25 protein-coding genes are annotated in these 26,083 nt (G+C 70.1%); 20 read left to right on the plus strand and 5 right to left on the minus strand.

The window, feature by feature from the left end:
• Window positions 1-105 precede the first annotated feature (105 nt).
• The 3 genes from K8640_RS02665 to K8640_RS02675 all read left to right on the plus strand — a co-directional run bounded on the left by K8640_RS02665 (window position 106) and on the right by K8640_RS02675 (window position 2,334).
• Window positions 106-279, plus strand: coding sequence for a hypothetical protein (locus K8640_RS02665; RefSeq protein ID WP_153882679.1), 174 nt, complete (start codon window positions 106-108; stop codon window positions 277-279).
• 239 nt (window positions 280-518) lie between these two features.
• Window positions 519-710, plus strand: a complete 192-nt coding sequence (locus K8640_RS02670) for a hypothetical protein (protein WP_223745625.1) — start codon at window positions 519-521, stop codon at window positions 708-710.
• Window positions 711-996: 286 nt separating this feature from the next.
• Entirely contained in the window at window positions 997-2,334 is a 1,338-nt protein-coding gene (locus tag K8640_RS02675) for a M24 family metallopeptidase (RefSeq protein ID WP_223745626.1), read from the plus strand.
• A 9-nt stretch (window positions 2,335-2,343) separates the two neighbouring features.
• Here K8640_RS02675 and K8640_RS02680 read toward each other — a convergent pair whose 3' ends face one another.
• On the minus strand, window positions 2,344-3,246 hold the full coding sequence (locus K8640_RS02680) for a hypothetical protein (RefSeq protein WP_223745627.1): 903 nt from the start codon (window positions 3,244-3,246) through the stop codon (window positions 2,344-2,346).
• 164 nt (window positions 3,247-3,410) lie between these two features.
• The gene (gene rtcR, locus K8640_RS02685; protein ID WP_223745628.1) at window positions 3,411-5,033 is read right to left on the minus strand and encodes an RNA repair transcriptional activator RtcR; all 1,623 of its coding nucleotides are present in this window, start codon (window positions 5,031-5,033) and stop codon (window positions 3,411-3,413) included.
• Window positions 5,034-5,178: 145 nt separating this feature from the next.
• Here rtcR and K8640_RS02690 point away from each other — a divergent pair, with 145 nt between their 5' ends.
• A complete protein-coding gene (locus K8640_RS02690) occupies window positions 5,179-6,414 on the plus strand; it encodes an RtcB family protein (protein ID WP_223745629.1) in 1,236 nt (411 codons plus the stop codon).
• Window positions 6,415-6,546: 132 nt separating this feature from the next.
• On the opposite strand, the gene K8640_RS02695 is transcribed toward K8640_RS02690, so the two are convergent.
• Window positions 6,547-6,990 carry a hypothetical protein gene (locus K8640_RS02695; RefSeq protein ID WP_223745630.1) on the minus strand — a complete coding sequence of 148 codons (444 nt, stop codon included), beginning with the start codon at window positions 6,988-6,990 and terminating at the stop codon, window positions 6,547-6,549.
• Between the two features lie 233 nt (window positions 6,991-7,223).
• On the opposite strand from K8640_RS02695, the gene rtcA reads away from it, so the two are divergent.
• The 6 genes from rtcA to K8640_RS02725 all read left to right on the plus strand — a co-directional run bounded on the left by rtcA (window position 7,224) and on the right by K8640_RS02725 (window position 12,621).
• Complete coding sequence (rtcA, locus tag K8640_RS02700; protein ID WP_223745631.1) at window positions 7,224-8,240, plus strand: RNA 3'-terminal phosphate cyclase; 1,017 nt, start codon at window positions 7,224-7,226, stop codon at window positions 8,238-8,240.
• Window positions 8,241-8,781: 541 nt separating this feature from the next.
• Window positions 8,782-9,006, plus strand: coding sequence for a hypothetical protein (locus K8640_RS02705; RefSeq protein WP_223745632.1), 225 nt, complete (start codon window positions 8,782-8,784; stop codon window positions 9,004-9,006).
• A gap of 335 nt (window positions 9,007-9,341) precedes the next feature.
• On the plus strand, window positions 9,342-9,629 hold the full coding sequence (locus K8640_RS02710) for a hypothetical protein (protein ID WP_223745633.1): 288 nt from the start codon (window positions 9,342-9,344) through the stop codon (window positions 9,627-9,629).
• Window positions 9,630-10,044: 415 nt separating this feature from the next.
• Entirely contained in the window at window positions 10,045-10,899 is an 855-nt protein-coding gene (gene mutM / locus K8640_RS02715) for a bifunctional DNA-formamidopyrimidine glycosylase/DNA-(apurinic or apyrimidinic site) lyase (RefSeq protein WP_223745634.1), read from the plus strand.
• Between the two features lie 96 nt (window positions 10,900-10,995).
• Complete coding sequence (locus tag K8640_RS02720) at window positions 10,996-11,238, plus strand: hypothetical protein (protein WP_046715044.1); 243 nt, start codon at window positions 10,996-10,998, stop codon at window positions 11,236-11,238.
• A 9-nt stretch (window positions 11,239-11,247) separates the two neighbouring features.
• Window positions 11,248-12,621, plus strand: a complete 1,374-nt coding sequence (locus K8640_RS02725; RefSeq protein ID WP_223745635.1) for a sigma-54 dependent transcriptional regulator — start codon at window positions 11,248-11,250, stop codon at window positions 12,619-12,621.
• 1 nt (window position 12,622) lies between these two features.
• Here the strand turns inward: K8640_RS02725 and K8640_RS02730 are convergent, their stop codons facing one another.
• Window positions 12,623-13,336, minus strand: coding sequence for a hypothetical protein (locus K8640_RS02730; RefSeq protein ID WP_223745636.1), 714 nt, complete (start codon window positions 13,334-13,336; stop codon window positions 12,623-12,625).
• A 105-nt stretch (window positions 13,337-13,441) separates the two neighbouring features.
• On the opposite strand from K8640_RS02730, the gene K8640_RS02735 reads away from it, so the two are divergent.
• The 5 genes from K8640_RS02735 (at window position 13,442) to K8640_RS02755 (ending at window position 18,309) form a co-directional block, all read left to right on the plus strand.
• Window positions 13,442-14,566, plus strand: coding sequence for a PleD family two-component system response regulator (locus K8640_RS02735; protein ID WP_223745637.1), 1,125 nt, complete (start codon window positions 13,442-13,444; stop codon window positions 14,564-14,566).
• Window positions 14,567-14,615: 49 nt separating this feature from the next.
• Window positions 14,616-15,365: a YebC/PmpR family DNA-binding transcriptional regulator gene (locus K8640_RS02740; RefSeq protein ID WP_223745638.1), complete on the plus strand. Its 750-nt coding sequence runs from the start codon at window positions 14,616-14,618 to the stop codon at window positions 15,363-15,365.
• A gap of 23 nt (window positions 15,366-15,388) precedes the next feature.
• On the plus strand, window positions 15,389-15,964 hold the full coding sequence (ruvC, locus tag K8640_RS02745) for a crossover junction endodeoxyribonuclease RuvC (protein WP_223745639.1): 576 nt from the start codon (window positions 15,389-15,391) through the stop codon (window positions 15,962-15,964).
• Window positions 15,961-16,569 (plus strand): Holliday junction branch migration protein RuvA, encoded by a 609-nt coding sequence (gene ruvA, locus K8640_RS02750; protein WP_046715040.1) that lies wholly within the window; start codon window positions 15,961-15,963, stop codon window positions 16,567-16,569. Before ruvC ends, ruvA begins: the two co-directional genes overlap by 4 nt.
• Window positions 16,570-16,845: 276 nt before the next feature.
• Entirely contained in the window at window positions 16,846-18,309 is a 1,464-nt protein-coding gene (locus tag K8640_RS02755) for an ELWxxDGT repeat protein (RefSeq protein WP_223745640.1), read from the plus strand.
• A 7-nt stretch (window positions 18,310-18,316) separates the two neighbouring features.
• Here K8640_RS02755 and K8640_RS02760 read toward each other — a convergent pair whose 3' ends face one another.
• On the minus strand, window positions 18,317-19,396 hold the full coding sequence (locus tag K8640_RS02760) for a hypothetical protein (protein ID WP_223745641.1): 1,080 nt from the start codon (window positions 19,394-19,396) through the stop codon (window positions 18,317-18,319).
• Between the two features lie 296 nt (window positions 19,397-19,692).
• Between K8640_RS02760 and ruvB the strand changes: the two genes are divergently transcribed.
• The 5 genes from ruvB (at window position 19,693) to K8640_RS02785 (ending at window position 26,075) form a co-directional block, all read left to right on the plus strand.
• On the plus strand, window positions 19,693-20,724 hold the full coding sequence (gene ruvB, locus K8640_RS02765) for a Holliday junction branch migration DNA helicase RuvB (RefSeq protein ID WP_223745642.1): 1,032 nt from the start codon (window positions 19,693-19,695) through the stop codon (window positions 20,722-20,724).
• Window positions 20,725-20,737: 13 nt separating this feature from the next.
• Complete coding sequence (locus K8640_RS02770) at window positions 20,738-22,234, plus strand: hypothetical protein (protein ID WP_223745643.1); 1,497 nt, start codon at window positions 20,738-20,740, stop codon at window positions 22,232-22,234.
• 484 nt (window positions 22,235-22,718) lie between these two features.
• Window positions 22,719-23,663, plus strand: coding sequence for a UDP-3-O-acyl-N-acetylglucosamine deacetylase (gene lpxC, locus K8640_RS02775; RefSeq protein WP_223745644.1), 945 nt, complete (start codon window positions 22,719-22,721; stop codon window positions 23,661-23,663).
• 62 nt (window positions 23,664-23,725) lie between these two features.
• Window positions 23,726-24,814 carry a thioredoxin domain-containing protein gene (locus K8640_RS02780; protein ID WP_370640304.1) on the plus strand — a complete coding sequence of 363 codons (1,089 nt, stop codon included), beginning with the start codon at window positions 23,726-23,728 and terminating at the stop codon, window positions 24,812-24,814.
• Window positions 24,815-24,839: 25 nt separating this feature from the next.
• Window positions 24,840-26,075 carry a DUF4388 domain-containing protein gene (locus K8640_RS02785; RefSeq protein WP_223745646.1) on the plus strand — a complete coding sequence of 412 codons (1,236 nt, stop codon included), beginning with the start codon at window positions 24,840-24,842 and terminating at the stop codon, window positions 26,073-26,075.
• The last annotated feature ends 8 nt before the right edge of the window (window positions 26,076-26,083 follow it).

The raw sequence follows: 26,083 nt of genomic DNA on the forward strand, positions 1-26,083 counted from the left end.
GTGTCCGCTCCTCAAGGATTCCGACCCGCCACGTTCTGGTGTTGACGCTCCGCCACACGTCGCGGCGCGTCGACCTTGAACCGTCGAACCCAGGGGGAGCCTCACATGAGGAATTCGAACTCGAGGATGCCGGGCCTCATCGCCCACGAGATTCCAGATCCACCGCCGGAGCGGGACCGGGGCCTGCGCGCCCCCACGGAGGAGGCCCCCGAGGCCCTCTCCGCCAGGCCCTCCGTCCCGCAGCCACCCGCCAGCCCCGCTGTCAATCCGGAGCGGTGAAACACGTCTCAGGGGTGACATGACTCTCCCGATTTTCCGGTGAGTTGCATGTTTTGCGGGCGTTTCTCGTGAGGAGGAGCGCCCGTTTTATTTCACCGCGAAACACTCAAGAAAAAGGGCTCGCCGCGTATTTCAGATGGAAGACGGCGGCGGCGGGGAGTGGAGCTGCATCGACTGCATCGCGACAGGGGGGAGTGATGTTCCGATGTGACGCGAGGGGCCAAGGGGAGTCTCACGGGATGTGGGCGCCGGAGGAGCGGGGCGCGGGCGGCGGGAGCTGGGGGGCGTTGGCGGAGGGTGAGGGACGGGAGCTGGGCGGGGGGCGGTGCCGGGGGGGCGCTTCTTCTGAAGAGGATGAGCCGCAGCGGGAGGCGCGTGACGCGGAGCTCCTGCTGGACGACGACCTGGATTTCCAGATCGCCAGCTACTGAGATTTTGGCGCGAGGGTTTGGGAGCGCTTCACACGGGCAGGCGGCGTCGGGGGACGACCGTCGCCTCTGACGGATGGCGTCGTGAAGGTGGGGGAGACGACGCGAATGACTCCAGGTCGTGGGGGGGCGTCATCCGGGAGGGCCTGCGTGGTGCGTGGTGGAGGAAGGGGCAGTCCGCGCCCCAGGTCCTCCGCCTCCGGAGTCTCCAAGGGCTCCGGAGGTGGGGGACTTCGGTGAGTGCCGTCTGAGCGATAGGGTGTGGCTCCTGCTCGACTCGGAGTCCCCAATGACCCTGCTGAAGTGGGCGGCCCTGCCGCTCCTGTTGTTGTCCGCGTGTTCGACGTCCCGGTGTGCCCAAGCCCGGGACGAGAAGCCCCGGCTGTTGCCCATGTCCCAGCAGATTGCGCTGCGGGAGGGCTGGCTGCGGAAGCGCCACGACATGTTGCTGGAGATGATGCGCCGCCATGGCGTGGGCATGTGGATTGTCGTCAACGAGGAGTTCCATGACGACCCGCTGACGCAGTACGTGGCGCCGCCGCGCCCGTACGCCGGCAACCGTGACGTCTTCGTCTTCGTGGACGCGGGGGCCGAGGGGCTGCGGCGCGTGGCGCTGACGGGCTACGCGGAGGAGGCGGTGCTCCAGTTCTTCGAGACGCCCGAGGAGGGCAAGTCCGGGCCGGAGTTCCTGGCGGAGCTGGACGCGCGCCACCAGCCGAAGGCGATTGCGCTGGGCATCGACGGCAAGCGGGGCGTGACGCGCAGCCTGACGCGGGACGGGTATGCGTGGATTCTGGAGGCGCTCGGGCCGAAGGCGGAGGCGCGCTTCGTGAGCGCGGCGCCGCTCATCGAGGAGTACCTGGACTCGCGGCTGCCCGAGGAGTGGGAGCACTACCAGGGGCTGGTGGAGCTGACGGACGAGGTGGTGAAGGAGGCCTTCTCGTCGAAGGTGGTGGTGCCGGGGAAGACGACGGTGGGGGACATCCGCCGGTGGCTCTACGACAGGCTGTGGGCGCTGGGCGTGAGCACGTGGTTCCAGCCGGACATGCGCGTGCAGCGCAAGGGCGGGGTGAACTCCAAGTCGCGCGGCTTCCTCGCGGTGACGAAGGAGGAGGTCGTCATCGAGCGTGGGGACCTCATCCACGTGGACTTCGGCATCAGCTACCTGGGGCTGCACACCGACTGGCAGAAGATGGCCTATGTGCTGCGCGAGGGGGAGACGGACGCGCCCCAGGGCTTGAAGCAGGCGCTGGCGAACACGAACACGCTCCAGGATGTGTTGATGCTGGAGGCGTCCCGGCCGGGGCGCTCGTCGGCGGATGTGTATGACGCGACGATGGCGAGGATGGACGAGCTGGGAATCACTGCGCAGGTCTACAGCCATCCGCTGGGCAACCAGGGCCACGCGCTGGGCGCGTCCATCGACTTCCGCTCGGCGACGCGCAAGGAGGCGCCGAAGCTGCTGCGCGAGGGCTCGTACATCGCCATCGAGCTCAACACGTCCACGCCGGTGCCGGAGTGGGACGGGCAGAAGGTCGCGGTGATGGAGGAGGACCCGGCCTATCTCACGCAGGAGGGCTGGAAGTTCTTCGTGCCCCGGCAGGAGGCCTTCTACCTCATCAAGTAGCGGGCCCTGTCAGAAGCCGACGCCGAGCCCCAGGCCCAGCGCCCACATCCGTGACGCGCTGGGCGCGGGGTGCGCCCGGGGGGCGCCCAGGTCGATGCGCACGCCCGCGCGGGCGAAGGCGGGCCCCAGGCGGACCCGGACGAAGGGCTCCAGCGAGACACGCGAGTCCTCCCCATCCCAGGTCGCCTCGGTGAGGTGGGGCGTGACGACCTGCACCCGCGCGCCGGGCTCCAGCATGCCGAGCCCGAGCGCGGCCTCCAGGCTGGCCTGCGCGACGAAGTGCGTGTCCCTCGCCGTGCGGGAGACGGGGATGAGCATTCCCAGTGCCACGTCCGCGCGGAGCTGGAAGCCGGGCAGGTCCAGGCCCACGGCCATGGGCAGCACGACGGAGGTGGTGTCGAGCGCCCACAGCCACGGGTCCGCGAGCCCGCGCACCGCGGCGGCGGTGGTGTAGTTGGCGTCTTGTGTCTCCGGTCTGCGCGCGTCGAGCTCGTCGGCGTCCTGATGGCGGGCCAGGGGCACGGCGACGCCCACGCCCATGCGCACGAAGACGGTGTCATCGACGAAGGCGCGGACGTTGTGCAGGCCGACGAGCAGGTTGGAGGAGCCCAGGTGGCTCCTGCGTCCCTCGATGGCGCCGGCGGGGTCCACCGAGGTGTAGGGCAGTCCCCAGTCGAGCCGGAGCTGCGAGTGCTCGGAGAGCCGGAAGCCGGCGGCGAGCATGGGCGAGGCATGTCGGGTGGAGACCTGGCGCAGCCGAGGCGCGGAGGAGAGGGTGACGGACGTGGCGAGGAAGTTGTCCGGCTCCCGCACCTGCGCTTCCACGCGCTGTCCCAGCAGGAGGAGGACGATGGCGATGAGCCACGTGCCTGTCCGGCGACAGGAGTCGAGGTGGAGCTGCGGCGTGGACATGGCGGTGCTTTCGTGTCGAAGGTCCGTCCGGCTCACGGCCCCCCATTGCCTTCAACACCGATGAAGACGCGCTCCGTCACCGTCCTTTGCGTGGCCCGTGCTTTTTTCCGGCGGGTCGACTCCAACGGTCGTGGAAACCCCCGAGGGCCTCCCGCCGCGTCGAGTCAGCTCACATCGGCCCAGGTCAGGCCGAAGCGCGCCAGGTACTTCTTCAGTCGGTCCGCGTCGTTGACGCTCGACTTGCGAGCACGGGACTGAGCGAACAGCACGCGCCCGGCCTCCGAGAGCGAGCGGCTTCCCTGGCACACGCCCAACACGTCCGCGAGCTGCACGCGGTCGAACCGGTCCAGCTCCGCGGCGAGCTCTTCACCGAGCACCTCCGCGACCCGGTCCTCGCCGCTCATGGATGACACAGGGCCCGGGCGGGTACTGCCTGTCCGCCACTGCGCGCGCAGGCGCTCCAGTTCCTCGTCCACGACCTCGCGGGTGATGCGCCCCCCGGGCGCGAGCGTGGCCATGCGCAGCACCGCGGCGTTGAGGTCCCGGAAGTTGCCCGACCAGCGCGCATCAGGAGAGGTGGCGAAGCGCAGGAAGCGCTCCTGGGCCTCCTTGTTCAGCGTGATGCGCGCGCCCATCGCCTCCGATGCCCGGTCCAGCTCGTAGAGCAGGTTCGGCGGGATGTCCTCGGGGCGCTCACGCAGCGCGGGCAGTCGGAAGGTCCACAGGTTGATGCGCGCGAGCAGGTCCTCGCGGAAGCGCCCGCGCTCCACCTCGGTCTGCAAGTCCCGGTTGGTGCCGGCGATGAGCTGGAAGTCGCTCTCCACCTCCTTGTCCGAGCCCACCGGCAGGAACCGCTTGTCCTCCAGCGCGCGCAGCAGCATCGCCTGCTCGTCGGCCCCCAGCTCCCCAATCTCGTCGAGGAACAGCACCCCGCCGTTCGCCTGACGCAAGAGTCCAGGCCGGTCCTGCAGCGCGCCGGTGAACGAGCCCTTCACATGTCCGAAGAGCGCGGACATGGCGCCGTCACCGCGCAGCGTGGCGCAGTTGAGGTCCACGAACGGTCCGCTCACCGTGCCGCGAGACTTCTTCAGCGTGTAGACGCGGCGCGCGAGCTGCGACTTGCCCGCGCCCGTGGGACCGGTGATGAGCAGCGGCGCGCGCGAGTGGCTCGCCACCTGTTCGATGCGCTCGATGATGTGGTTGAACGCCGCGTTGCGCGTGTCGATGCCCGCCTTGAGGTACGACAAGCCCTCGCGCTGCTCACGCTGGAAGCGCGCCGCCAGCGTGTCGTAGCGCGACAGGTCCAGGTCGATGAGCGTGTTCGTCCCCGCGCCCGCCTTGTCCCGAGGGTCCGGCGACAGCTGCACCAGCCGCCCCGGAATCAGCCGGCTCTCCACCAACAGGAACATCGAGATCTGCGCGATGTGCGTGCCCGTGGTGATGTGGACGAGGTAGTCCTCCTCCTCGGGGTTGAAGCTGTACCCGCGCACGTAGTCGAGCAGCGCGCCGTACGTCTCCTCCAGGTCCCACGGGTTTCGGATGTCCAGCAGCGTGGTGCGCACCGTGGTCTCCGGCGACACCTGTCGGATGTCCGCCACCACCGTCGCCGCAATCTGTGTGGCCGCCGGCGGGTGCAACAGCTCCAGCCGGTGCACCACCAGGTCCTCCTGCTGGCACAGCGCCACCGTGGGCCGCCACTTCATCCACCGGTTCGGGCCCTGCCCCGTGTCGAGCGTCGTCCCGAGCATGCCCAGGACCACCGTCTGTCGTGCGCGCTTCTTCGCCATCAGGATAGGACTTTATCCGAACAGATACGCCACGCCAGGGCCCACCGGGCGCTCCCCTCTGGAGCGGGCCTGGCACGCCGGCTGCTCTAGGTCCCTGCGTGCCCGGGAAACAGAGCCCAGGGCGAACGACCGAAAGGTGAAGGCCATGGAGCGCAACAAGGTGAACTACGAGGTGCTGTCGGACGAGGCGGGTCGCCCCATCAAGTCGTGGACCGTGGGCGTGCCGTTCGAGGACGAGGCCAAGAAGCAGCTCCGAAACCTCCGTGGCCTGCCCTTCATCCACAAGTGGATCGCCGCGATGCCGGACGTGCACCGCGGTTACGGCGCGACGGTCGGCAGCGTGGTCCCGACGGTGGGCGCGGTGGTGCCGGCTGCGGTGGGGGTGGACATCGGGTGCGGAATGATCGCGGTGCGCACGACGATGCGCGCGGATCAGCTCCCCGACTCGCTGCGTGGGGTGCGCTCGGCCATCGAGCGGGCGGTGCCGCATGGCCGCTCGGACAACGGCGGCCGTAACGACGTCGGCGCGTGGCGCGTGGCTCCGGCCTCCCACCAGAAGGAGTGGGCGCGTCTGATGGAGGGGTATGACCGCATCGTCGCCAAGCACCCTCGCATCGGCCGTGGGCCGGACCTGGGACACCTGGGTACGCTCGGCACGGGAAACCACTTCATCGAGCTGTGCCTGGACGAGTCGGATGCCGTGTGGCTGATGTTGCACTCCGGTTCGCGCGGCGTGGGTAACCGCATCGGAAGCCACTTCATCGAGCTGGCGAAGGAGGACATGCGCCGCTGGTTCATCCACCTACCCGACGCGGACCTGGCGTACCTGCCCGAGGGCTCCGAGCACTTCGATGACTACGTCTTCGCGGTGAGCTGGGCGCAGGACTACGCGGCGACCAACCGCGAGCTGATGCTGCGTGGCGCAATCGAGGCCCTGCGGCTGAGCGGTGAGCTGCCTCCGTTCGAGCTGTCCGACGCGGCGGTGAACTGCCACCACAACTACGTGGCGCGTGAGCACCACTTCGGGAAGAACTGCTTCGTGACGCGCAAGGGCGCGGTGCGGGCGCGCGAGGGTGACCTCGGCATCATCCCCGGCAGCATGGGGGCGCGCTCGTTCATCGTCCGCGGGAAGGGGAACGCGGACAGCTTCCACTCCTGCAGCCACGGCGCGGGCCGGGTGATGTCGCGTGAGGCGGCGAAGAAGCGCTTCACGCTGGAGGACCACGCGAAGGCGACCGCGGGCGTCGAGTGCCGGAAGGACGCCGAGGTGATTGACGAGACGCCGGCGGCGTACAAGCCCATCGACGCGGTGATGGCGGCGCAGTCGGACCTGGTCGACGTGGTCCACACGCTCAAGCAGGTCGTCTGCGTGAAGGGGTAGGCGGTACCACCCCGACTCCTGCACGCGAGGTGACCATGCCGGGATGACGACATCGAGGCGCCCGCTCCCCCCAAGAGGCCGAAAGGCCGCCAGAGTGGGGGAGCGGGCGCCGCTATTTCAGGGCAGGGCGCTTCAGCGCGAGCGGCCCTGACACCAGCCGGAGGAGCTGCACGTGCGCATGCCGTCGCACTGACACGCGCTCCAGCAGCGGTTGGAGCCGCCCGGGTTCCAGGCCTCGTTCCAGTAATAGCTGGGGCTGGTGCAGCTCACGGCGGGGCGCGCGGTGCCCTGGCACCAGCCGGAGGAACTGCAGGTGCGCATGCCGTCACATTGGCAGCTGTTGGTGCACCGGTTGGGGCCGCCGGGGTTGCGGCCCTCGTCCCAGTAGTAGTTGTAGAACTGGCACTGCGACTGCTCCTGGGACGTCACCTCGAGCGCCGAGTCCTCGGGCGGAGCGGACTGCGTCTCCTGGGCGGGAGCCTCCAGGGTGTCCGGGCCGCACGCGGACGTGAGGACCATGAGCAGCGCCGCGAGGGGGACCATCAGATTGCGAGCAATGAGACTGCGAGAGACCACGACTGCCTCCAATGCAAGACACGCTTCCGGAGTGAGCGCCTCGGAAGCGCAGCTCGTGTAAGGCCTGGCGGAGCCGCTCGGTGGCTTTTCTGGAGGAGCGCTGGGTTGTGGATGCTTCGGGTGTTGACTGACACCGCGCGTGGCCGATAGCGGGCCAGGGTGCGGGGCGTGCTCGCGCATGTCAGATTGCGCGGGTGGGGCCGTGAGGCGTGGGAAGACGGGAGAGACGAGACATGCTGCGCATCGATGGTTCCAAGGGAGAGGGCGGCGGCCAGGTGCTGCGCACGTCGCTGGCGTTGTCGCTGGTGACGGGGACGCCGTTCACGATGACGAACATCCGCGCGGGCCGCGCGAAGCCGGGCCTGTTGCGGCAGCACCTGACGGCGGTGAAGGCGGCCGAGGCGGTGGGCGCGGCGGAGGTGTCCGGCGCGGAGCTGGGCTCGCGAGAGCTCACGTTCCATCCGCGCGCCCTGGCCGCGGGCAACTACCACTTCGCGGTGGGCACGGCGGGCAGCGCGACGCTGGTGTTGCAGACGGTGTTGCCCGCGCTGCTGGCCGCGAAGGAGCCGTCCACGCTGATGCTCGAGGGCGGGACGCACAACCCGGCGGCGCCGCCGTTCGACTTCCTGGCGCGGGCCTACCTGCCGCTGTTGCGGCGCATGGGCGCCGACGTGGCGGCGACGCTGGACCGGCCCGGCTTCTTCCCGGCGGGCGGCGGGAAGTTCCGCGTGGACGTGCGGCCCCAGGCCCTGAAGCCGCTCTCGCTGATGTCGCGTGGGCGGGTGCTGCGCCGCGAGGCGAAGGCGGTGGTGTCGATGATTCCCTTCGACGTGGCGAAGCGCGAGCTGGAGACGGTGGGCTCGCTCCTGGAGCTGCGTCCCGACCAGCTCCGTCCGGAGGAGTTGAAGCGCGGACAGGGGCCCGGCAACGCGCTCGTGGTGGAGGTGGAGAGCGAGCACGTGACGGAGGTCTTCACGGGCTTCGGGGAGCGAGGCAAGCGCGCGGAGACGGTGGCGGAGGAGGTGGCCGCCGAGGTGAAGCGCTACCTGAACGCGGAGGTGCCCGTGGGCGAGCACCTGTGTGACCAACTGCTGCTGCTGTGCGCGCTCGCGCGGGGCGGGGAGTTCCGCACGCTGCCCCTGGATGGACACGCGCTGACGCAGTTGGAGACGATGGCGCACTTCCTGGATGTGAAGGTGGACGTGGGCGAGGTGGACCGCGACGTTCGCGACGTGGTGGTCCGCGGCTGATTCGCGCGCCGCTGGGGCTCCAGGCCTTCGTGGCACCTGGAGCCCTCGGCGTTCACCGCGCCGTCGTCACTGGCCGGTGCATGTGTGGTGGGCACCTTCGCTTTTCTATCGGTTACCATGGCCTGCCTCGCCCGGCTTGATGTTCTGCGGGCGCAGGAAGGGGACCGAGTCCGCATGGAGGAGGTCCGCGGCAAGATGTCCGCGCAAGCATCGTCCGCCCACTCAGGTCCGCCCCGTCCACGCGCGACGCAGTCGCCGTGTTCAACGAGGAACTCCTGATGGACTCTCTTGCGCTTGGACAGCCCGTGGCCGTCCGGGTTCTGTGCATTGAGACGCTGGCGCGTCGCTCTCCATCCAGGTTGCCAGGGCCGCCGATGGCGCCTGCACGGTCGGCGTGCTCGGGTTCATGACCGGCTGCCTGGGCGTCAACAATGGTGGTCCGCTCAACGGCTGAGGTGGTCGATGATGCATCGCCGGAGTGGTCCTCCATGGGAAGGTTGTCATCAGTTGGGACAGTGCAGGCGTCGGTAGGTACGACACCATGGTGCGGAGCGACGTGAAGGTCTTCACCAACGGCCAGTACCTCATCGGGTTCACCTCCTCGTTCCGCCTGGGCCAGTTGCTCCAGGACTCCTTTGAGCCGCAGGTGCCGGAGAAGCCTGGGTCCCTCGTCCGTTACATGGTGGTGGACTTCATCGACACCGTGCGCGCGACCCTCGAAGGACAAGGGCTGAGTGTCGAAACACTTCGAGCAGGAGTCGGGTGAGGCGTTCCTCGTGGGGATATTCGGCCACCTCTTCCGCGTCGACAGTGATTACCAGGTAGGCGAGTCCCTAGACGAGTTCGACGCGGTTGGGTTTGGTTCTGAGTCGGCGCGTGGAGCCCTCTTCGTGGCCCGGCACCTCTAGCCCGAGGCGTGGGTATGAATGGCGCTCGGTGCGGCGGAACGTTGCTGTGAAGGTGGCAGTGGGCCCTTCCTCATCCGATCGACGTGATGGGAAATCGGCCCTCATTGCGCATGACTCCGCCGGCGTTACTCTTGTCGTGCCGAGGCCGCCACGGAGGCGCGCCAAGCAGCCCCCCGCAGAGAGGAGACAATTCATGGCGCTGTTTATTGTGACGTATGACCTGAGTGACAGACACGCTCAGGTGAAGGGCAGCCTCAAGGCGAATAGGTTTTTGGACAAGGTTCCACATAAACATGGTCTTGGTCTTTTGTCGGAGAGCCTTCCGGATACGACGCTACTCGTTGAAGGAACATCGGCCGACGAGGTCGCTCGAAGATTCAAGCAGGCGCTTCTGGTGGATGCATTCTCATTGCTGAACGGCTCGCCTCTCAAACGTCTCTTCGTGATCGCGGTCGGAGACGACTACTGCATCGACAAGTAGGCCTCGTGCTCATGGGGCAGCCACTCGCCTTCCCAGCCGGGTGGCTGCTCGCGCAGCCGGCGTAGGAGCATGTCGGGGACGGACGTGCTGGGCAGTAGCGCGGGTATCCGGGGACGTTCCTTGTCCTGTCGGCGTGATGCCACTGGGGTTCCTTGGTGTTCGAAGTCATGAACGACAGCACGCGCGGGCATATGCCAGCCGTGTCACTCGCGCATGCCGAAGTGACCACTGGAACCGAGTCTCCGCGATGCCTGGCGGTCTCGCGAGTCCTTCCGTCCGAGGCAATCGGTGAGCACCCGTGTCGCCCCCGCTTCGTCCGGTGGGACTCCGAGCGGGCGTGCCCAGGCCCATGTCGGGTGACTGGCACGGCGCCTCCCTCGCACGACAGTAAAGAGGACGGAGGTCGTGAGACGGGATGGCCGAGGTCCCCGAAGTCGAAATCATCACACGAGACCTGCGGCAAGCGGTTCTCGGCCGGCGGATCGCCGACGTCGAGGTGCTCGCGCCCGCGGCGGTCCGCTTCCCCTCTCCGGAGGACTTCGTCATGGCGCTCCGGGGCCGGCGAATCGTCGACGCGCGGCGACGGGCCAAGTTCATCCTGTTGGGGCTCGATGACGGACAGACGCTCGCCCTGCACTTCATGCTCTGGGGCGAGCTGTCATTGCGGCCAGGCGGCGCGGAGCGCCCCTCCGAGACGCTCGTCGTCCTGACGTTGGAGGACGGCGAGGCGCTCCACCTCACGGACACGCTGGGCTACGCGCGCGTGGCGGTGGGGCCCACGGCGGAGCTGTCCGCGAGGCTGAAGCTGGAGGAGCTGGGGCCGGAGGTCCTCGACCCGGCCTTCACGCCCGAGTTGCTCGCGCGCCGTCTCGGTCGACGCAGGAGCCCGCTCAAGACGGTGCTGCTCAACCAGCGCATCATCGCCGGGCTGGGCAACCGCGACGCGGACGAGAGCCTGTGGCGCGCGGGACTCGACCCACGGCGTCTGGTGACCTCGCTGTCTCGCGACCAGGTGTCACGGCTGCACCAGGCGATGCGGACCGTGCTCGAGGAGGGGCTCGCTCTGCGAGGCACGCAGCGGGACCTGTTCGGCGTGAAGGGCCAGGCGAAGCATCGGCGCAACGTCTTCGAGCGCACCGGCGCCCCCTGTCCGAGCTGCGCCACCCCCATCACCCACGAGCGCGTCGGCGGGAGGAACACGCACTGGTGTCCCCGCTGTCAGCCCGAGGAGGGCACCGCCACGGGGCCGACCCAGGGCGTCCTCTGGTAGGGCGCCCATCGCCCGGGCTTCTCGTGCATGGCAGCAGGGCTTGTCCCCGGCACGCCCCCGCTGCGCTTCCCGCCGCCACGCTGTTATGAAGTGGCTGTGTCCGACGTCCCCGCGCCCGCACCGTCCGAGCTCGACTCCGCGCTGGCCCGCGCCAGTGAGGAGCTGGGCTTTCCCAGCTACTACCAATCCTGTGTGCGCCCGCTGCTGCGCAACCCGGAGGGCCGCTGGCCCCGCTGCTGTGGCGGCGGCTGCGAGCCCTGCGCCCAGACGCTCATCCAGGTGGCCCTGAGGACCCTGGAACTCTTGGGCACCCCGCGCCAGGCGCCGCTGCCGGACTGAGCACTCATCATGGCCCCCGCCCAGCCGCTGCTGCTCGTCGACGACGACGCCGCCTTCCGCAAGGTCTACGGCCGCCTGCTGCGTGACGCGGGCTACGAAGTGGTGGAGGCCGGCGACCGTCCCTCCGCCCGCGCCGCCTTCGACGCGCGCGACTTCCCCCTGGTCCTGCTGGACTTGATGCTGCCGCCGGATGGCAGCGTCTCCGCGGGCCTGGAGGGACTGGCCGCGCTGCTCGATGCGCGACCCGGCGCCAAGGTCATCGTCGTCTCCGGCGCGGGCGACACCCGCCACTCGCTGGAGGCCATCCGCCTGGGCGCGCATGACTTCCTCACCAAGCCGGTGGACCCGGACGTGCTGCTCGTCGTCGTGCAGCGCGCGCTCGCCCGCGTGACGCTGGAGCGGCGCGTGGAGACGCTGCGCACGTCCCTGGAGCGCGCCTCGGCGGACGCGGCGATGGTGGGGCAGAGCGCCGCGTTCCTCGCCGCCGTGTCGCTGGCCGAGCGCGTGGCCGCCAGTGATTTGCCCGTCCTCGTCACGGGCGAGAACGGCACGGGCAAGGAGCTGCTCGCGCGCACCGTGCATCTCAAGAGCCGCCGCCACGCGGGGCCCTTCATCCCGGTCAACTGCGGCGCGCTGCCGGAGACGCTGCTGGAGAGCGCGCTCTTCGGCCACGTGAAGGGCAGCTTCACCGGCGCCACGAAAGACCACCGCGGACTCTTCGCGGAGGCGGACGGCGGCACGCTGTTCCTCGATGAGCTCGGGGACATGACGCCCTCGCTCCAGGTCAAGGTGCTGCGCGCGCTGGAGACCGGAGACCTCCTGCCGGTGGGCGCGGACCGCCCCGTCCACGTGGACGTGCGCCTCGTCACGGCCACGCACCGTGACCTGGGCCGCATGCTCCAGGAGGGCACCTTCCGCGAGGACCTCTACTGGCGCGTCAAGGGCGTGGAGGTCCGCCTGCCGCCGCTGCGCGAGCGCGCCACCGACCTGCCGTTGCTCGCCAAGCACTTCCTCAACCAGTGCGCGCACCTGTGTCCGGATGGCCGGGCGCGGCTGCTCTCGGACGCCGCCGCGGAGGCGCTCGCCGCGCACGCGTGGCCCGGCAACCTGCGCGAGCTGCGCCACGAGATGCAGCGCGCGTCCGTGCTGGCCGGAGAGCGCCGCGAGCTCCAGCCCGAGGACCTGTCCTTCACCGGCAGCGAGCGGCCACGCGCGAGCACGTCGGGCGGCACCACCCTGGCCGCGAAGGTGGAGGCGCTGGAGCGCCGTGAAATCGAGAGCGCGCTGGAGCGCTGTCACAACAACCGCACACACACCGCGGAGGCGCTCGGCCTGTCGCGGCAGGGGCTGCTCAAGAAGCTGGAGCGCTACGGCCTGACGTGAGTCAGAACAGGCGCGCCCCCAGGCCCGCCTTCACGCCCCAGCCCAGCCGCGTGTCGGAGAGGCCCACGCGCTCGCGGAACGTCTCCAGGCCCAGCTGCCCCGCGAGCAGGATGGACACGTCGTTGCCCAGGTACACCTCCACGCCTCCGCCGCCGAGCACCTGCGCGCGCCGCGACTCGGACTTGGAGAGGCCCACGTCCACGGGCACGTCGACCAGGCCCAGGAGGGTCACCGTCTCCGCCACCCGCCAGCCCACCACCAGCCCGGGCGACAGGCGCAAGAGCACACCCGAGAAGTTCTGGTCGTCCATGTACGTGGAGCCGGAGTTGAGCACCACGCCCAGCCCCAGCGTGGGCGCCATGGACACCGTGCCGTTGTCCATCACCTTCACCCGGCCCACCAGCTCCAGCGCCGCGGACAGCTGGAACCAGTTGAAGCGCGCCCGCGCCTCCAGCTCCAGCAACGACAGGCCCTGGCGGAAGCCCACGCCCAGCTCCGGCGCGCCCGCGTAGCCGTACACCGCCGTCACCCCGGCTGGCAGCGTCACCGGCGCAATCACCGCGCCCAGCCGGTCCTCCGCGGACTCCATCGCCGTCTGCTCCACGCTGACCGAACCCGCCTCCCCCGGTTGCCCGGGGGCGCCCTGCTGGGCAAAGGCGGCGGAGGCCAGGAGCAGTGTGGACACCAGGACGGAGCGAGGGCTCGAGCGCGTCATGCCGCGCACCCTACCGCGCCGGGGAGGTGACGGAAACCCAACGATTCCGAGGACTTGTGTCCAGGTTGCGAAGTTGTCGAACTTCGCTGGAATAATTCGTTATCCATGGCTGACGCGCTTCCTCATCTCCCCCTGTCGAGCTCTTCCGAGGACCCGGTGCCCTCGGAGGTGGGCTCGCGCCGTCGCGGAGGGCGGAGCCGGGCGCGGGTGCTGCTGGTGGACTCGGACGCGCCCGCGCAGTCGGCGCTGGCGGTGGCCCTGGTGGAGGCGGGCTTCGAGGCGCTGCTGGTGGGCGACGTGCGCGGCGCGCTGGAGGCGCTGGCCTCGGAGGAGCCGTTGCCGCGGCTGGTCATCGCCGAGGTGGAGTTGCCGGACGGTGACGGCTTCAGCCTGTGCGGACAGCTCCGCGCGGACGCGCGCACCTCTCGCGTGCCGGTGTTGCTGCTGGCCCGGCGCGAGGAGGAGTTCCACCGGGACCTGGCCGCTGGCGTGGGCGCGGACGACTACCTGGCGCGGCCGGTGGACGTGGAGGACGTGGTGGCGCTGGCGAGGCTCAAGTCGGAGCGGGCCACGGGCGAGTCCACCTTCGAGTCCCACACCGCGCGGCTGCCGCTGACGAAGGTGACGCGGGCGCTGCTGTCGGGCGTGCGCTCCGGGCGGGTGGTGCTGGCGGAGGGCGAGGGCTGGTTCTCGTTCCGGCACGGGCTGGTGGTGGACGCCATGTTCCACGGCGTGCGCGGCAGCCTCGCGTTCCGGAGGATGCTGGGCTTCGCCCACGGCGACTACGCGGTGGCGCTGGGGCCGGAGCTGCACAAGGGCTCGTTCACCATGGACCGGGCCTATCTGTGCGAGACGGTATTGCCGGCGCTGGAGCGCTTCGAGGCGCTCAGGGCGCGCGGCCTGCCGCTGGCGTCGCGGCTCACGGTGGACTTCGCGCGGCTCGCGCGGGAGCTCTCCACGCTGCCCGAGGACGTGGGCGTGCTGGTGCGGCTGTTTGATGGACGACGCACGGTGCGCGCCGTGCTGCTCGAGTGCGACTTCCCGGAGGTGGTGACGTACGAGGCTGCCACGCGGCTGTTCGCGCTGGGCGTGCTCGTCCCCGCCTGCCTCATGGAGGAGCGCGAGCGCGGGGCGGGCTCGGGCGACGTGCCCGGCTTCTTCGAGCCCCTGCCCTCGGTGGAGCCCGGGGCCAGCGTGACGGAACCGGACGCGGACCGACGAGGGGTTTGACTCCGCGCCCCGGGCTGGGAGACAAGGCCGCCACGAGGCGACACCTTCCATGTCCGGTCACAATCGGTGGTCGAAGATCAAGCGCCAGAAGGCCGCGATGGGCGCGACCAAGGGCAAGCTCTATTCGAAGGTCATCAAGGAGATCACCGTCTCCGCGAGGCTCGGAGGAGGAGACCCCGCTGGCAACGCGCGCCTGCGCGTGGCGCTGGGCCTGGCCCGCGACGCCAACATCCCCAAGGACACCATCGAGCGCGCCATCAAGAAGGGCACCGGTGAGCTGGAAGGGGAGAGCTACGAAGAGGTGATGTACGAGGGCTACGGCCCCGGCGGCGCGGCCGTGCTCGTCGAGTGCGTCACCGACAACCGCAACCGCACCTCCGCGGACGTGCGCTCCGCGTTCGGCCGTCACGGCGGTAACCTGGGCGCCGAGGGCGCGGTGGCCTGGATGTTCCAGAAGAAGGGCGTCGTCACCGTCAAGCCGGGCCCCTCCGAGGACACGGTGCTGGAGAAGGCGCTGGAGGCGGGCGCCGAGGACGTGGTGCCCCAGGGCGCGGAAGGCTTCGAGGTGCGCTGTGCGCCGGCGGACCTGCACACGGTGGCCACGGCCCTGGAATCCGGGGGCCTTCCGCTGGGCGAGCAGAAGTGGGTGTATCTGCCGCAGAATACGCTCCAGCTCGACGGCGACAACGCCAGGAAGATGCTCAAGCTGATGGACGCGCTCGACGAGAACGACGACGTGCAGAACGTGCACGCGAACTTCGAGATCGAGGAGTCCCTGATGGAGTCCTTGTCGCAGTAGCGGCGGGTGGAACGGAGTCAACGGTGCGCGTCCTCGGTGTGGACCCCGGCAGCCGCTTCATGGGCTACGGGGTGGTGGAAGAGAAGCGGGGCCGCCTGGTGCACGTGGGCCACGGCGTCATCAAGGTCGACGAGAGCGCGCCCCTGGCCTTCCGCCTGAAGGAGCTGCACGCGGCGCTCAGCGCCCAACTGGCGCACTTCCGTCCGGCGGCGGTGGCCGTGGAGGGGGTGTTCACCTTCCGCAACGCGCGCAGCGCGCTGGTGCTGGGACACGCGCGGGGCGTGGCGCTGCTGGCGGCGGCCCAGGTGGCGCTGCCCGTCTTCGAGTACCCGCCCGCGAAGGTGAAGAAGTCGGTGGGCGCCGGCGGCGCGGACGGCAAGGACGCCGTGTCACGCATGGTGAAGACGTTGCTGGGGCTGCAGGCGGTGGACCTGGGGCGCGCGGACGCGAGCGACGCCCTGGCCGTGGCCCTGTGCCACCTCAATCACGGCCGGTCTGCCATTCCCACGGCGGGCCCGACCACGAAGAAGCGCAAGGGCGCCGCGGCGCTGCTCGCGGACAGGCTGGCGCCGTCCTATCGGCGTCCGGAGGCGGGATGATTGCTCGGTTGCGGGGAGTGGTGCTGGAGAAGGACGCCGAGGACGCCGTCATCGACGTGCAGGGCGTGGGCTACCGGGTGAACCTCTCCACCCTGTCGCTGGGCAAGCTGCCCCCGGAAGGCCAGCCGGTGGAGGTGCGCATCCGCACGGTGGTGCGCGAGGACGCCTTCGAGCTGTTCGGCTTCCTCACCAAGGCCGAGGAGGACGTCTTCCTGCTGCTCAACGGCGTCTCCCGCGTGGGCCCCCGCATGGCGCTGGGCGTGCTGTCCGGCATGGAGGTGCCGGAGCTGGTGGCGGCGCTGTCCCGCGGGGAGGTGGCCCGGCTGGCGAAGATCCACGGCGTCGGGAAGAAGACCGCCGAGCGGCTGGTGCTGGAGCTCAAGGACAAGATGAAGAACGTCCACCTGGAGGCGGTCTCCCGGGGCACCGCCCCCGCACCCGCCAGCGCCACCCAGTCCGACCTGGTCTCCGCCCTGCTCAACCTGGGCTACAAGCCCCCGCAGGCGGAGAAGGCCGCGGAGCTCGCCACCAGCCGGCTGGGCGCCGACGCTTCCTTCCAGGACCTGTTCCGCGAAGCCCTCAAGTCCCTCCGGGCAGGGGGCTGATGCCTTCCGGACAGCCTCGTCCCCGGGTGTAGTCGGGAGGCCAATTCAAGACCTCCCTGGACAGCCCGCACAACCGTTTCTCCTCTAAGAAATCGAAACGGTCCGAGGTCCGACGGGCCCGGTGTCCTCCGCGTGGCACCTGTTGGCCTACGTCGCAGCATGGCGGACACCCTGAGCCTCCCGGTTCCCTCGGTGAGTAGCGAGTTCCGCCACTGGTGACACTTTCCAGCCACAGCGGTGGGGTCGCGGCCTCACGCAGGACAAGGAGTTGCTCACATGAAGGCATGGCGTGGCATCCCGGTGCTCGTGTCCGTTCTTTGGGGAGGGCTCCTCGCGGTGGGGTGTGGTCCCGCGGTCGAAGGCGTCGACGCGGAGGGCGAGGCGGCGGTGGAGTCCGCGCGGGCCGAGGTGGTGGCGGCGGGCCGCGCCTGCGCGTCGGAGCGGGTGATGCCCTCGGGCACGAAGCCGGAGTGGCTGGTGCGCGGCGTGGACCGGCTGTTCTTCAGCGCGGACTCGCAGGAGCAGGGCCGCGAGCTGTGGAGCAGCCCGGGTGGCGGTGGCTGCGCGGGCCTGGTGAAGGACATCCGGGCGGGAGCGCAGGGCTCGGTGCCGCGCTACCTGACGGCGCTGGGGCGCTGGGTGCTCTTCGCGGCGGATGACGGGCTGCAGGGGCCGGAGCTGTGGCGCACGGACGGCACGGAGGCGGGCACGGTGCGGGTGCTGGACGTGTGGCCGGGCGAGCGGGGCTCGGCGCCGCGCGCGCTGACCCGCGTGGGCACGCAGGTCTACTTCCTCGCGGAGGCGCCGGGAAATGGCCAGGAGCTGTGGCGCACGGACGGCACCGCGTCCGGCACTCGGCGGGTGCACGCGTTCATCCCCGGCAGTGACGTGTTGCAGCTGACGGCCTGGGGTGAGCGGCTCGCGCTGGTCTCCTACGACGCCGAGGCCGCGGTGCTCTGGGTGGTCGAGCCGAGCGGCGAGACGCGCGAGGTGTTCCGCTCGGCCGTGGGCGTGTTCGACTCGCTGACGGCGGTGGAGCGTCGGCTCTTCTTCGTGCGCGACACGGGAGAGGGCATCGTGGAGCTGTGGGTGGTGGCGGGGCGTCAGGCCGTCGCGACGAAGGTGCGCGACTTCAGCGGCGGGGCGCCCTCGGAGCTGACCGCGCTGGGGGACCAGGTGTTCTTCCATGCGGGCTCGGACGGCAACTATGGCGAGCTGGGCGACACGCGGCACGGCGGCGAGCTGTGGCGCAGCGACGGCACGACGCAGGGAACCCGCATGGTGCGGGATATCTGGCCGGGGCCGAAGGGCTCGCTGCCCTCGGACCTGGTCGCCATGGACGGCGTGCTGTACTTCGCGGCGGAGGACGGCTGGCGCGGGCGCGAGCTGTGGCGCAGCGACGGCACGGCCCTGGGCACGTGGATGGTCTGGGACCTCCAGTGGGGACCGGAGGGCAGCGAGCCGCGGCAGCTGGTGGCGCAGGACGGCTGGCTGTTCTTCTCGGCGACCACCGCCGCGCATGGCCGCGAGGCGTGGAAGAGCGACGGCTGGCTGTGGAACACGCGCCGGATGACGGACATCGCCCCCGGCGCGTCGTCGTCGAACCCCCGCTCGTTCGTGCGCTCGGGCCGCGACGTGTTCTTCCTCGCCAACGAGGCCGCCGTGGGCGAGGCGCTCTGGGTGTTGCCGCTCCACGGCGCGTGGCCGTGCGCGGGCCCCCGGGGTGGGAAGGGCTGCTGAAGTCCCCTCAGGCGGCGCGGCGGCTCGCGGGCGTGGGCCGCACGTCGCCGAAGTTGGGCGCGGGCAGGACGATGGTGGGCGACAGCCCCGGCGCCAGCAGGTGGGACGTCAGCAGCGAGGACGGATGGAAGTTCACGAAGGCGCCCTCCACCGCGGAGGGCCCGGCGAAGAGCTTCTCCACCACCATGGAGGAGTATTGCAGCAGGGAGTCCTCGCGGCTGTTGCCGTTGAGCACCACCTCCCAGCCCATGTGCTCGGCGAAGCGGCGCACCCCGGGGATGGCGGAGAGCAGCGGCGTGTAGCTCTCCGTGGCCACGCCGTTCTCGCTGGTGACGAACACCTCGCGCGAGGTGGCCACCGCCAGGGACATGTTGCCGCGCGTGTGGCCCGGCGTGCTCAGGATGGCCGCGCCCGTGCCCAGCCACGTGTGCCCGTCCAGCAGCACCACGCGCTCCTCGGGGATGTCCGCGCCGCCGGGGACGAACCACACCGACTGCATGGGGTGCAGGTCCTTCACCATCTCCCACTCCGCGCGCTGCACCAGCAGCTTCGCGCGCGGGAAGTACGCGGACAGGCCGTCACCGCCCAGCCACCCGCGCAAATCCTGGATGTGCAGGTGGTCGAAGGCGAGGAAGTCCACGTCCCCGGGCGTCAGCCCCAGCGAGGCCAGGTGGCTCTGCACCGTGCCGTGCTGGGTGGACATGACCTTGTCGGAGACGAACGCGCCGTAGCGCTCCCGCAGCGAGCGGTAGAAGGGCGCCGCCTGTCCCCGCTCGTAGTCGGAGGGGTTGAACAGGAGCGTGCGCCGCTCGCCGTTCGCGTCCACGAACTGCACCACCTGCATGCGGTGGGTCATCATCACGTAGGGCGCCGGCGAACTGGCCGCGCCGCTGAAGGCGAACAGCGACGGGTAGGGGAAGGTGACGAGCTCGCACGTGGCCACCGCCGCCACCGGGCCCTCCTGGACGAAGCGCTCGCGGGCCTGGAGCGCCGCGCGGCGCAGCTTCTGGAGGCGCGGGCCGGGCAGCGTCTCGGCGTGGGCCTCGGCGAGGAAGGGCAGGGGACGGAACGCGGGGCTCTGGCTCATGGGCTCACCGTGACTGCGAGAGGTCGATGACCTTGGCGACCGGAAAGGTGATTCGCGAGGGCATGTTCTCGCGCCCCCGGGCCGTCCCGCCAAGTCGCCTGGGACGTGTTTCTCACGAGCGTCCGCCAGTCCACAGGCGCGCCTGCCGGGCGGCCTCACCGCGAGCAGAGGGCGCCCGTGCGTCGACGGGCGTCCGGGGCGGGCTCCCGCTCGCCGGTCGGCTGGTCTCCGGGGCGTCCCGGGGGGCTTGCTCCGAGGATGTGGGCGACACGCGCGGCCTTCCTGTATAGGGTCACATGGTCATGGCGAGGAAGTCCGACACTCTCTCCGAAGAGGTCCTCCCGGAGGACGTCCGGCTCGAGGCCTCCCTGCGTCCGCGCTCGTTCGACGAGTACGTGGGGCAGGGCTCCGTCGTCGAGAAGCTCAAGGTCTACGTGCAGGCGGCCAGGAGCCGGGGCGACGCGCTGGACCACTGCCTGTTCTCCGGGCCCCCGGGCCTGGGCAAGACGTCGCTGGCGCACATCATCGCCAACGAGCTGGGCGTGGGCATCCACGTCACCAGCGGCCCGGCGCTGGAGCGCAAGGGGGATCTGGCCGGTCTGCTCACCAACCTGAACGCGCGCGACGTCCTCTTCATCGATGAAATCCACCGCCTCAACGCCGCCGTGGAGGAGTACCTCTACCCGGCGATGGAGGACTTCCGGCTGGACATCACCATCGACACGGGGCCGGCCGCCCGGGCGATGAAGATCGACTTGCCGCCCTTCACGCTCATCGGCGCCACCACGCGCACGGGCCTGCTCACGTCGCCCTTGCGTGACCGGTTCCAGATTCAGGAGCGCCTGGAGTACTACGACGCCCAGGCGCTGGAGCTCATCCTCCACCGCTCCGCGCGCATCCTCGGCATCCCCCTGGACAGGGACGCCGCGCGCGAGGTGGCCACGCGCTCGCGCGGCACGCCCCGCATCGTCAACCGACTCCTGCGCCGGCTGCGCGACTTCGCCGAAGTGGAAGGCAACGGCCGCATCTCCCTGGAGCTGGCGAAGAAGTCCCTGGACCGGCTGGGCGTGGACGCCAGCGGCCTGGACTCCATGGACCGCAAGATTCTCCTCACCATCCTGGACAAATTCGGTGGGGGCCCGGTGGGCGTGGAGACCATCGCCGCCAGCGTGGGCGAACAACGCGATACGATTGAGGACGTGTACGAGCCCTTCCTCATGCAGGAGGGCTTCCTCCAACGCACGCCCCGGGGCCGGATGGCCACGCACCGCACCTACCAGTATTTCAAGAAGCAGCCACCGCCCACGCCCCAGGGCAGCCTCTTCTGACCTCCCGCGAGCCATGAGCCAGGCCACCTCTCCCGCGTCTCCCGCCTCCGGACCCACCACCCTCCGCGTCGCGCGTGACTTCTACGCGGACCTGATGCGGGCCTCGCAGACGTCACGCGCGGGCTTCCTAGCCGAGCGCGAGCGCTGGCTGCGCGGCGTGCCGGTGGATGGCCGCGAGGAGCTGCTCTTCGAGTTCGAGATGCTGCTGCGCGCGGTGGAGCGCTACCTCAACCTCACCGCCGTGGTGGACGCCAAGGACCGGCCGCTCGTCACCCGCGACTTCCACGAGGAGCTGGTGGACGTGCGCGACGCCATGGACCGCGCCATCCGCGTCGCCCGCCACCTGCAGGACCCCGACAGCGACCAGAAGATGGTCTTCCGCAAGTACGTGGAGACCCAGCTGGCCGACGACCGGGTGCGCCGCGCGCTCATCGAAGAGGAGCTGGACCAGCAGACCGCCCCGGAGAGCCTCTTCGTGCTGCGAGAGGACCTGGACGCGCTCCGCAACCTCCTGGACCACCTGCTCCAGCTCCCCACCGCGCGGCTCAACCTGTTCCAGGACCTGGGCAAGCTCGCGCTGAAGGAGATCGTCCTCAACCGCTACTTCCGGCCCTTCCGCCCGCTGGAGTTCCGCGTCGAGTACGACCGGCTGCGCTCCGTGCGCATCCTGGACACCCTGTCACAGATGTCAGAGGAGCCGCGGACGGCCTTCGCCACCGCCTTCCTGGGCCTGTTCCGGCTGTTGCACTACCTGTCCTACGTGGACGCGGAAGGGACGCCGCCCGTGCCGCGCCGCGTCCGGGTGCTGCTGGCCCTGGTGCGCAGCGAGACGCACGCCCTGGCCACGTGGATGCACGCGGAGCTGTCCCCCAGGGCGGGCTCCAAGGCGCTCCAGGCCGCCGCGCTGAGGGCCGCGCGGGACCTGGCCAAGGAGGCCGAGCGCATCGGCCGGGAGGTGCTCGCCCACGTGGACCGCGAGCCGGACGCGCCCCAGCGCGCCGCCGCCGCCTTCACCACGCTCCTGCGCACGCAGGTCGTCGCGCTGGTGGAGTCGCTCGCGCCCAACGGCGGGCTGACGGACGGCGTCTTCGACCACCTGGTGAGCCCCCAGGACGCCGCGCTGCGGCTGCGCAAGGACCTGTGGGTCTACGCCCAGCTGTGCCGCGCCGCCGAGGGCCACCTGCGCGCCGACGACGTCCCCGCCGCCGAGCGCGCCCTGGACGCGCTCAAGAGCTTCCTGGGCTACTTCCACGACGGCGGCTACCAGCTGCTGCGCTACGCGGACTACGACGCCTTCGACCGCTTCACCGCGCTGCTGGTGGAGCTGCCCTGGCCGCCCGAGGGCCCCGGCATCCGCTCCCGCCTCGCCGAGGACCTGCGCCGCTTCAGCCAGACGCTCGAGTCCACCTTCCACGCTGTCAGCCGCCGCACCCTCCTGCAGGGCAGGGGCTTCGACCGCCAGGAGGCCGAGGCCCTGAGGGACCGCTTCGTGGCCCCCGCACCCCGCTGAGCCGCTCAGGACGGGGTTGCGAGGACCCACGCCCACGCGCACCGTATGACGCAAGCCCCCACGACGGGTGCTCATACGGGGCGTGTTTGCTTCCAGCCAGTTCCTTGCGCTATGGACGCCCCCGTGTTGCATGGAAGACACGCTTCGTTACGAAGCGCGTCACGGTGATGGGCGGCGGCGGAGGCGGTGATGGAATCCCGGACACCAATGTCACGGTTTCGGGCGATTTCACCGGGCCTCCAACGGGGGGCGGGTGTCTGGCCACGAGGGGCACCCACCGCGATGTCAGAAAAAGACCAGCCATTCCAACGGGTTCGAGCCACTCAAGGACCCCTCGGAGGCCCCCGGGATGTCACGCGGTCGTGGCATGCCACTTGCTGAATCTGCGCGTCGCGTCAGACCACTGTTGAACGATTCCGGCGCCATCTGGCCAGATGACCGTTCGGAAGTCCCGCAGCACGAGCAGCCACGAGGCGACACCGACATGCCCCCGTCTTCCTACAACCAGCGCACCCTCTCGAAGACCGCCAGCCTCCAGGGCATCGGGCTCCACTCGGGCGCGAAGGTGACGCTCACGCTGCGTCCGGCCCCTGCGGGGCACGGCATCGTCTTCGTGCGTACGGACCTGCCCCGGCCGGTGAGCATCCCCGCCCTGGCGGAGTACGTGGTGGACACGGTGCTGGCGACGACGCTGGGCCGCGACGGCGTCAAGGTGGCCACGGTGGAGCACCTCATGTCGGCCATGGCGGGCATGGGCATCGACAACGCCCGGGTGGAGCTGGACGGCCCGGAGGTGCCCATCATGGACGGCAGCGCCGCCCCGTTCGCGGCCCTCATCCAGGAGGCGGGCGTCCGCGAGCTGGACGCGCCCAAGGAGCTGCTCGTCATCAAGAAGCCGGTGTCCGTGGTGGACGGCGACAAGCAGGCCTCGCTCACCCCGTCGCGCCACTTCCGCATCAGCTGCACCATCGACTTCGAGCACCCCGTCATCCAGGGCCAGGCGTTCGACCTGGACTTCAGCGACCGGGACTTCTCGCGGGAGATTTCGCGCGCGCGCACGTTCTGCTTCCTGCGCGACGTGGAGAAGCTCAAGAGCCTGGGCCTGGCGCGCGGCGGCTCGCTGGACAACGCCATCGTCGTGGACGAGGTCTCCATCCTCAACCCCGAGGGCCTGCGCTTCACCGACGAGTTCGTGCGTCACAAGATCCTGGACGCCATCGGTGATGTGTCTCTGTTCGGCAGGCCTGTCATTGGCCACCTGACGGCCTACAAGACGGGGCACGCGCTCAATCACAAGCTGGTGCGCAAGGTCCTGTCGGACCCGAGCTGCTATGAGATTGTCCCGGCGCGTCGCCGCGACGTGGAGGGCCTGGAGCTGGGCCTGCCCGGGCTTGCTGGCGCGCTGGAGCTGGAGCCGCTCGTCGCCTGAAAGGGCGTCTTGCATTTCCTTGCAGGTCGGGGCTGCCTCGACTAAGTCGCGGGCTTATGCCCATGCGTCCAACCCCCGTCATCCTCGCCGCGCTGCTGGCGGCTTCGTTCACCGCCGGTTGCAACAAGGAGAAGGCGCCGGCCACCGCGCAGGCTCCCGCCGCCGCCGCGGCCACTCCGGGTGAGCCCACCCCGGACACCGTGGTCGCCACGTTCGGCGACGGACAGAAGATCACCTACAAGGAGCTCAACGAGCGCGTCTCGGAGCCCCTGGCCAACCTCGAGAAGCAGAAGTTCCAGCTGCGCAAGCGCGGCCTCGAGGGCATGGTGACCGAGAAGCTGGTCGACGCGGAGGCCAAGAAGCGCGGCATCTCCCAGGACCAGTTCCTCAAGGCGGAGATCGACGACAAGGTCGAGGCGCCCACCGAGGAGAAGATCAAGGAGGTCTTCGACGGCGCCAAGGGCCAGCTGCCCCCCGGCTCGACGTTCGAGCAGATGAAGCCGCAGATCGTCGACTTCCTCACCCAGCAGCCCAAGCAGGAGCGCGCCCAGGCCCTGTTCGCGGAGCTGCGCAAGAACGCCAACGTGCAGATCACCCTGCCCGAGCCGCCGCGCCCGCCGGCCGAGCGCAAGCAGGTGGCCGCCACCGGTCCGTCGAAGGGTCCGGACAGCGCGCCCGTCACCATCGTCGAGTTCAGCGACTTCCAGTGCCCGTTCTGCAGCCGCGCCAACGCCGCCGTGGACCAGGTCTTCAAGGAGTACGACGGCAAGGTGAAGCTGGTGTTCCGCCAGTTCCCGCTCGACTTCCACAAGGAGGCGCAGAAGGCCGCCGAGGCGTCGCTGTGCGCGGCGGACCAGAACAAGTTCTGGGAGATGCACGACAAGCTGTTCGCCAGCCAGAGCGCCCTGCAGGTGGAGAACCTCAAGAAGTACGCGGGCGAGCTGCAGCTGGACCAGGCCAAGTTCGACAAGTGCCTGGACTCCGGTGAGAAGGCCACCATCGTGAAGACGGACATGGCGGACGCGCAGAAGGTCGGCGTCAGCGGCACGCCGGCGTTCTTCATCAACGGCATCATGCTCTCCGGCGCGCAGCCCTTCGAGGAGTTCAAGAGCATCATCGACGCCGAGCTGAAGCCGACGGCGCAGAAGTAATCCCGACGCACGGAGGACACGGGCGGTGGCCCAGAAACCCAAGGCCACGCCCCGGCTCGGTGGCGAGGCGACTTCCCTCGACCTGGAGAAGTCGCTCTCCCAGGGCCTGTCCTCCTCCCGTCCCCTCTCGGCCTGGTTCCACGGGCCGGAGGGGATGGTGCTCCTCCATGAGCCCTCGGGCTTCGCCGGCTTCCTGGCCGGGACGCTCGGGACGTTGTCCGTGGAGGAGGTCTTCGCCCACGTCCTCACGGGCATCCGCAGCGGCCTCTTGGCCGTGCAGCACGGCGCCGTTCGCAGGACGGTGTCCTTCCGGGACGGGCAGGTGGTGTTCGCCACGTCCACGGAGCGCTGGGAGCGGCTGGGCGCGGTGCTGGTGCGGCTGGGGCTGGTGACGCAGGCGCAGCTCACGCAGGCGCTCTCGCGCGTGACGCCGTCGCGGCGCATCGGCCAGGTGCTCACGTCCGAGGGCATGGTCTCCGAGGCGAACCTCTACAGCGCCATGACGTACGTGGTGCGCGAGGTGGTGCTGAGCCTCTTCGAGCTGACGGACGGCAGCTTCCTGTTCGTCGAGGGACCCGCGCCCATGGCGGACGTGGTGAAGCTGCCGGAGCGCACGCGGGACCTGGTGCTCACCGGCATCAAGCGCTCGGAGGAGCTGTCGCGGCTCAGGCGCCGCTATCCGGACGACACGCGCGTGGAGGTGGGCCCTGCTGGCGCGCGCGCGGGTGAGGAGCGCTTCTTCCAGCGGATGGGCTCCGGCACGACGGTGGGCGAGCTGCGGTTGGTGCGCGAGAGCGGCGCGCACACGTTCTTCACGTGGCTGGAGGAGTGCGTGCGTGGGGGCCACCTCCAGGTGAAGCCCGCGGCGCCTGCCGTGCCCCCGGCGCCCGCGGTGGAGGGCATGGCCTGGGAGCTGTTGTCCGCGGAGGAGCGCTACAACCTGCTGTTGTCGCTCATCCACCGCGCGCTGCGCGACGCGGGGCAGGACGTGGACTTGATGCGCGGCTTCCTCGACGCGCCGCCCTCGGGGCTGGAGGACGCGTTCTCCGGTGTGGTGCTCGGGCCGGACGGGCGGGTGGACGTGACGCGGCTGCGGGCGAACCTAGCGTCAGGTGGTGAGGCCGTGGCGCGGGCGCTGACGCTGGAGGCGCTGGACGCCATCGTGTCCTATGCGCTGTTCACCGCGCGCAACGTGTTGCCCCCGGACGTGGCCGAGCGGCTGTCCAACACCTACCGCACCCTCCAGGGAGGGCTGGCCTAGCAGGCGCC

It is taken from the genome of Myxococcus sp. XM-1-1-1, from assembly GCF_020037095.1.
Classification (GTDB): Bacteria; Myxococcota; Myxococcia; order Myxococcales; family Myxococcaceae; genus Myxococcus; species Myxococcus fulvus.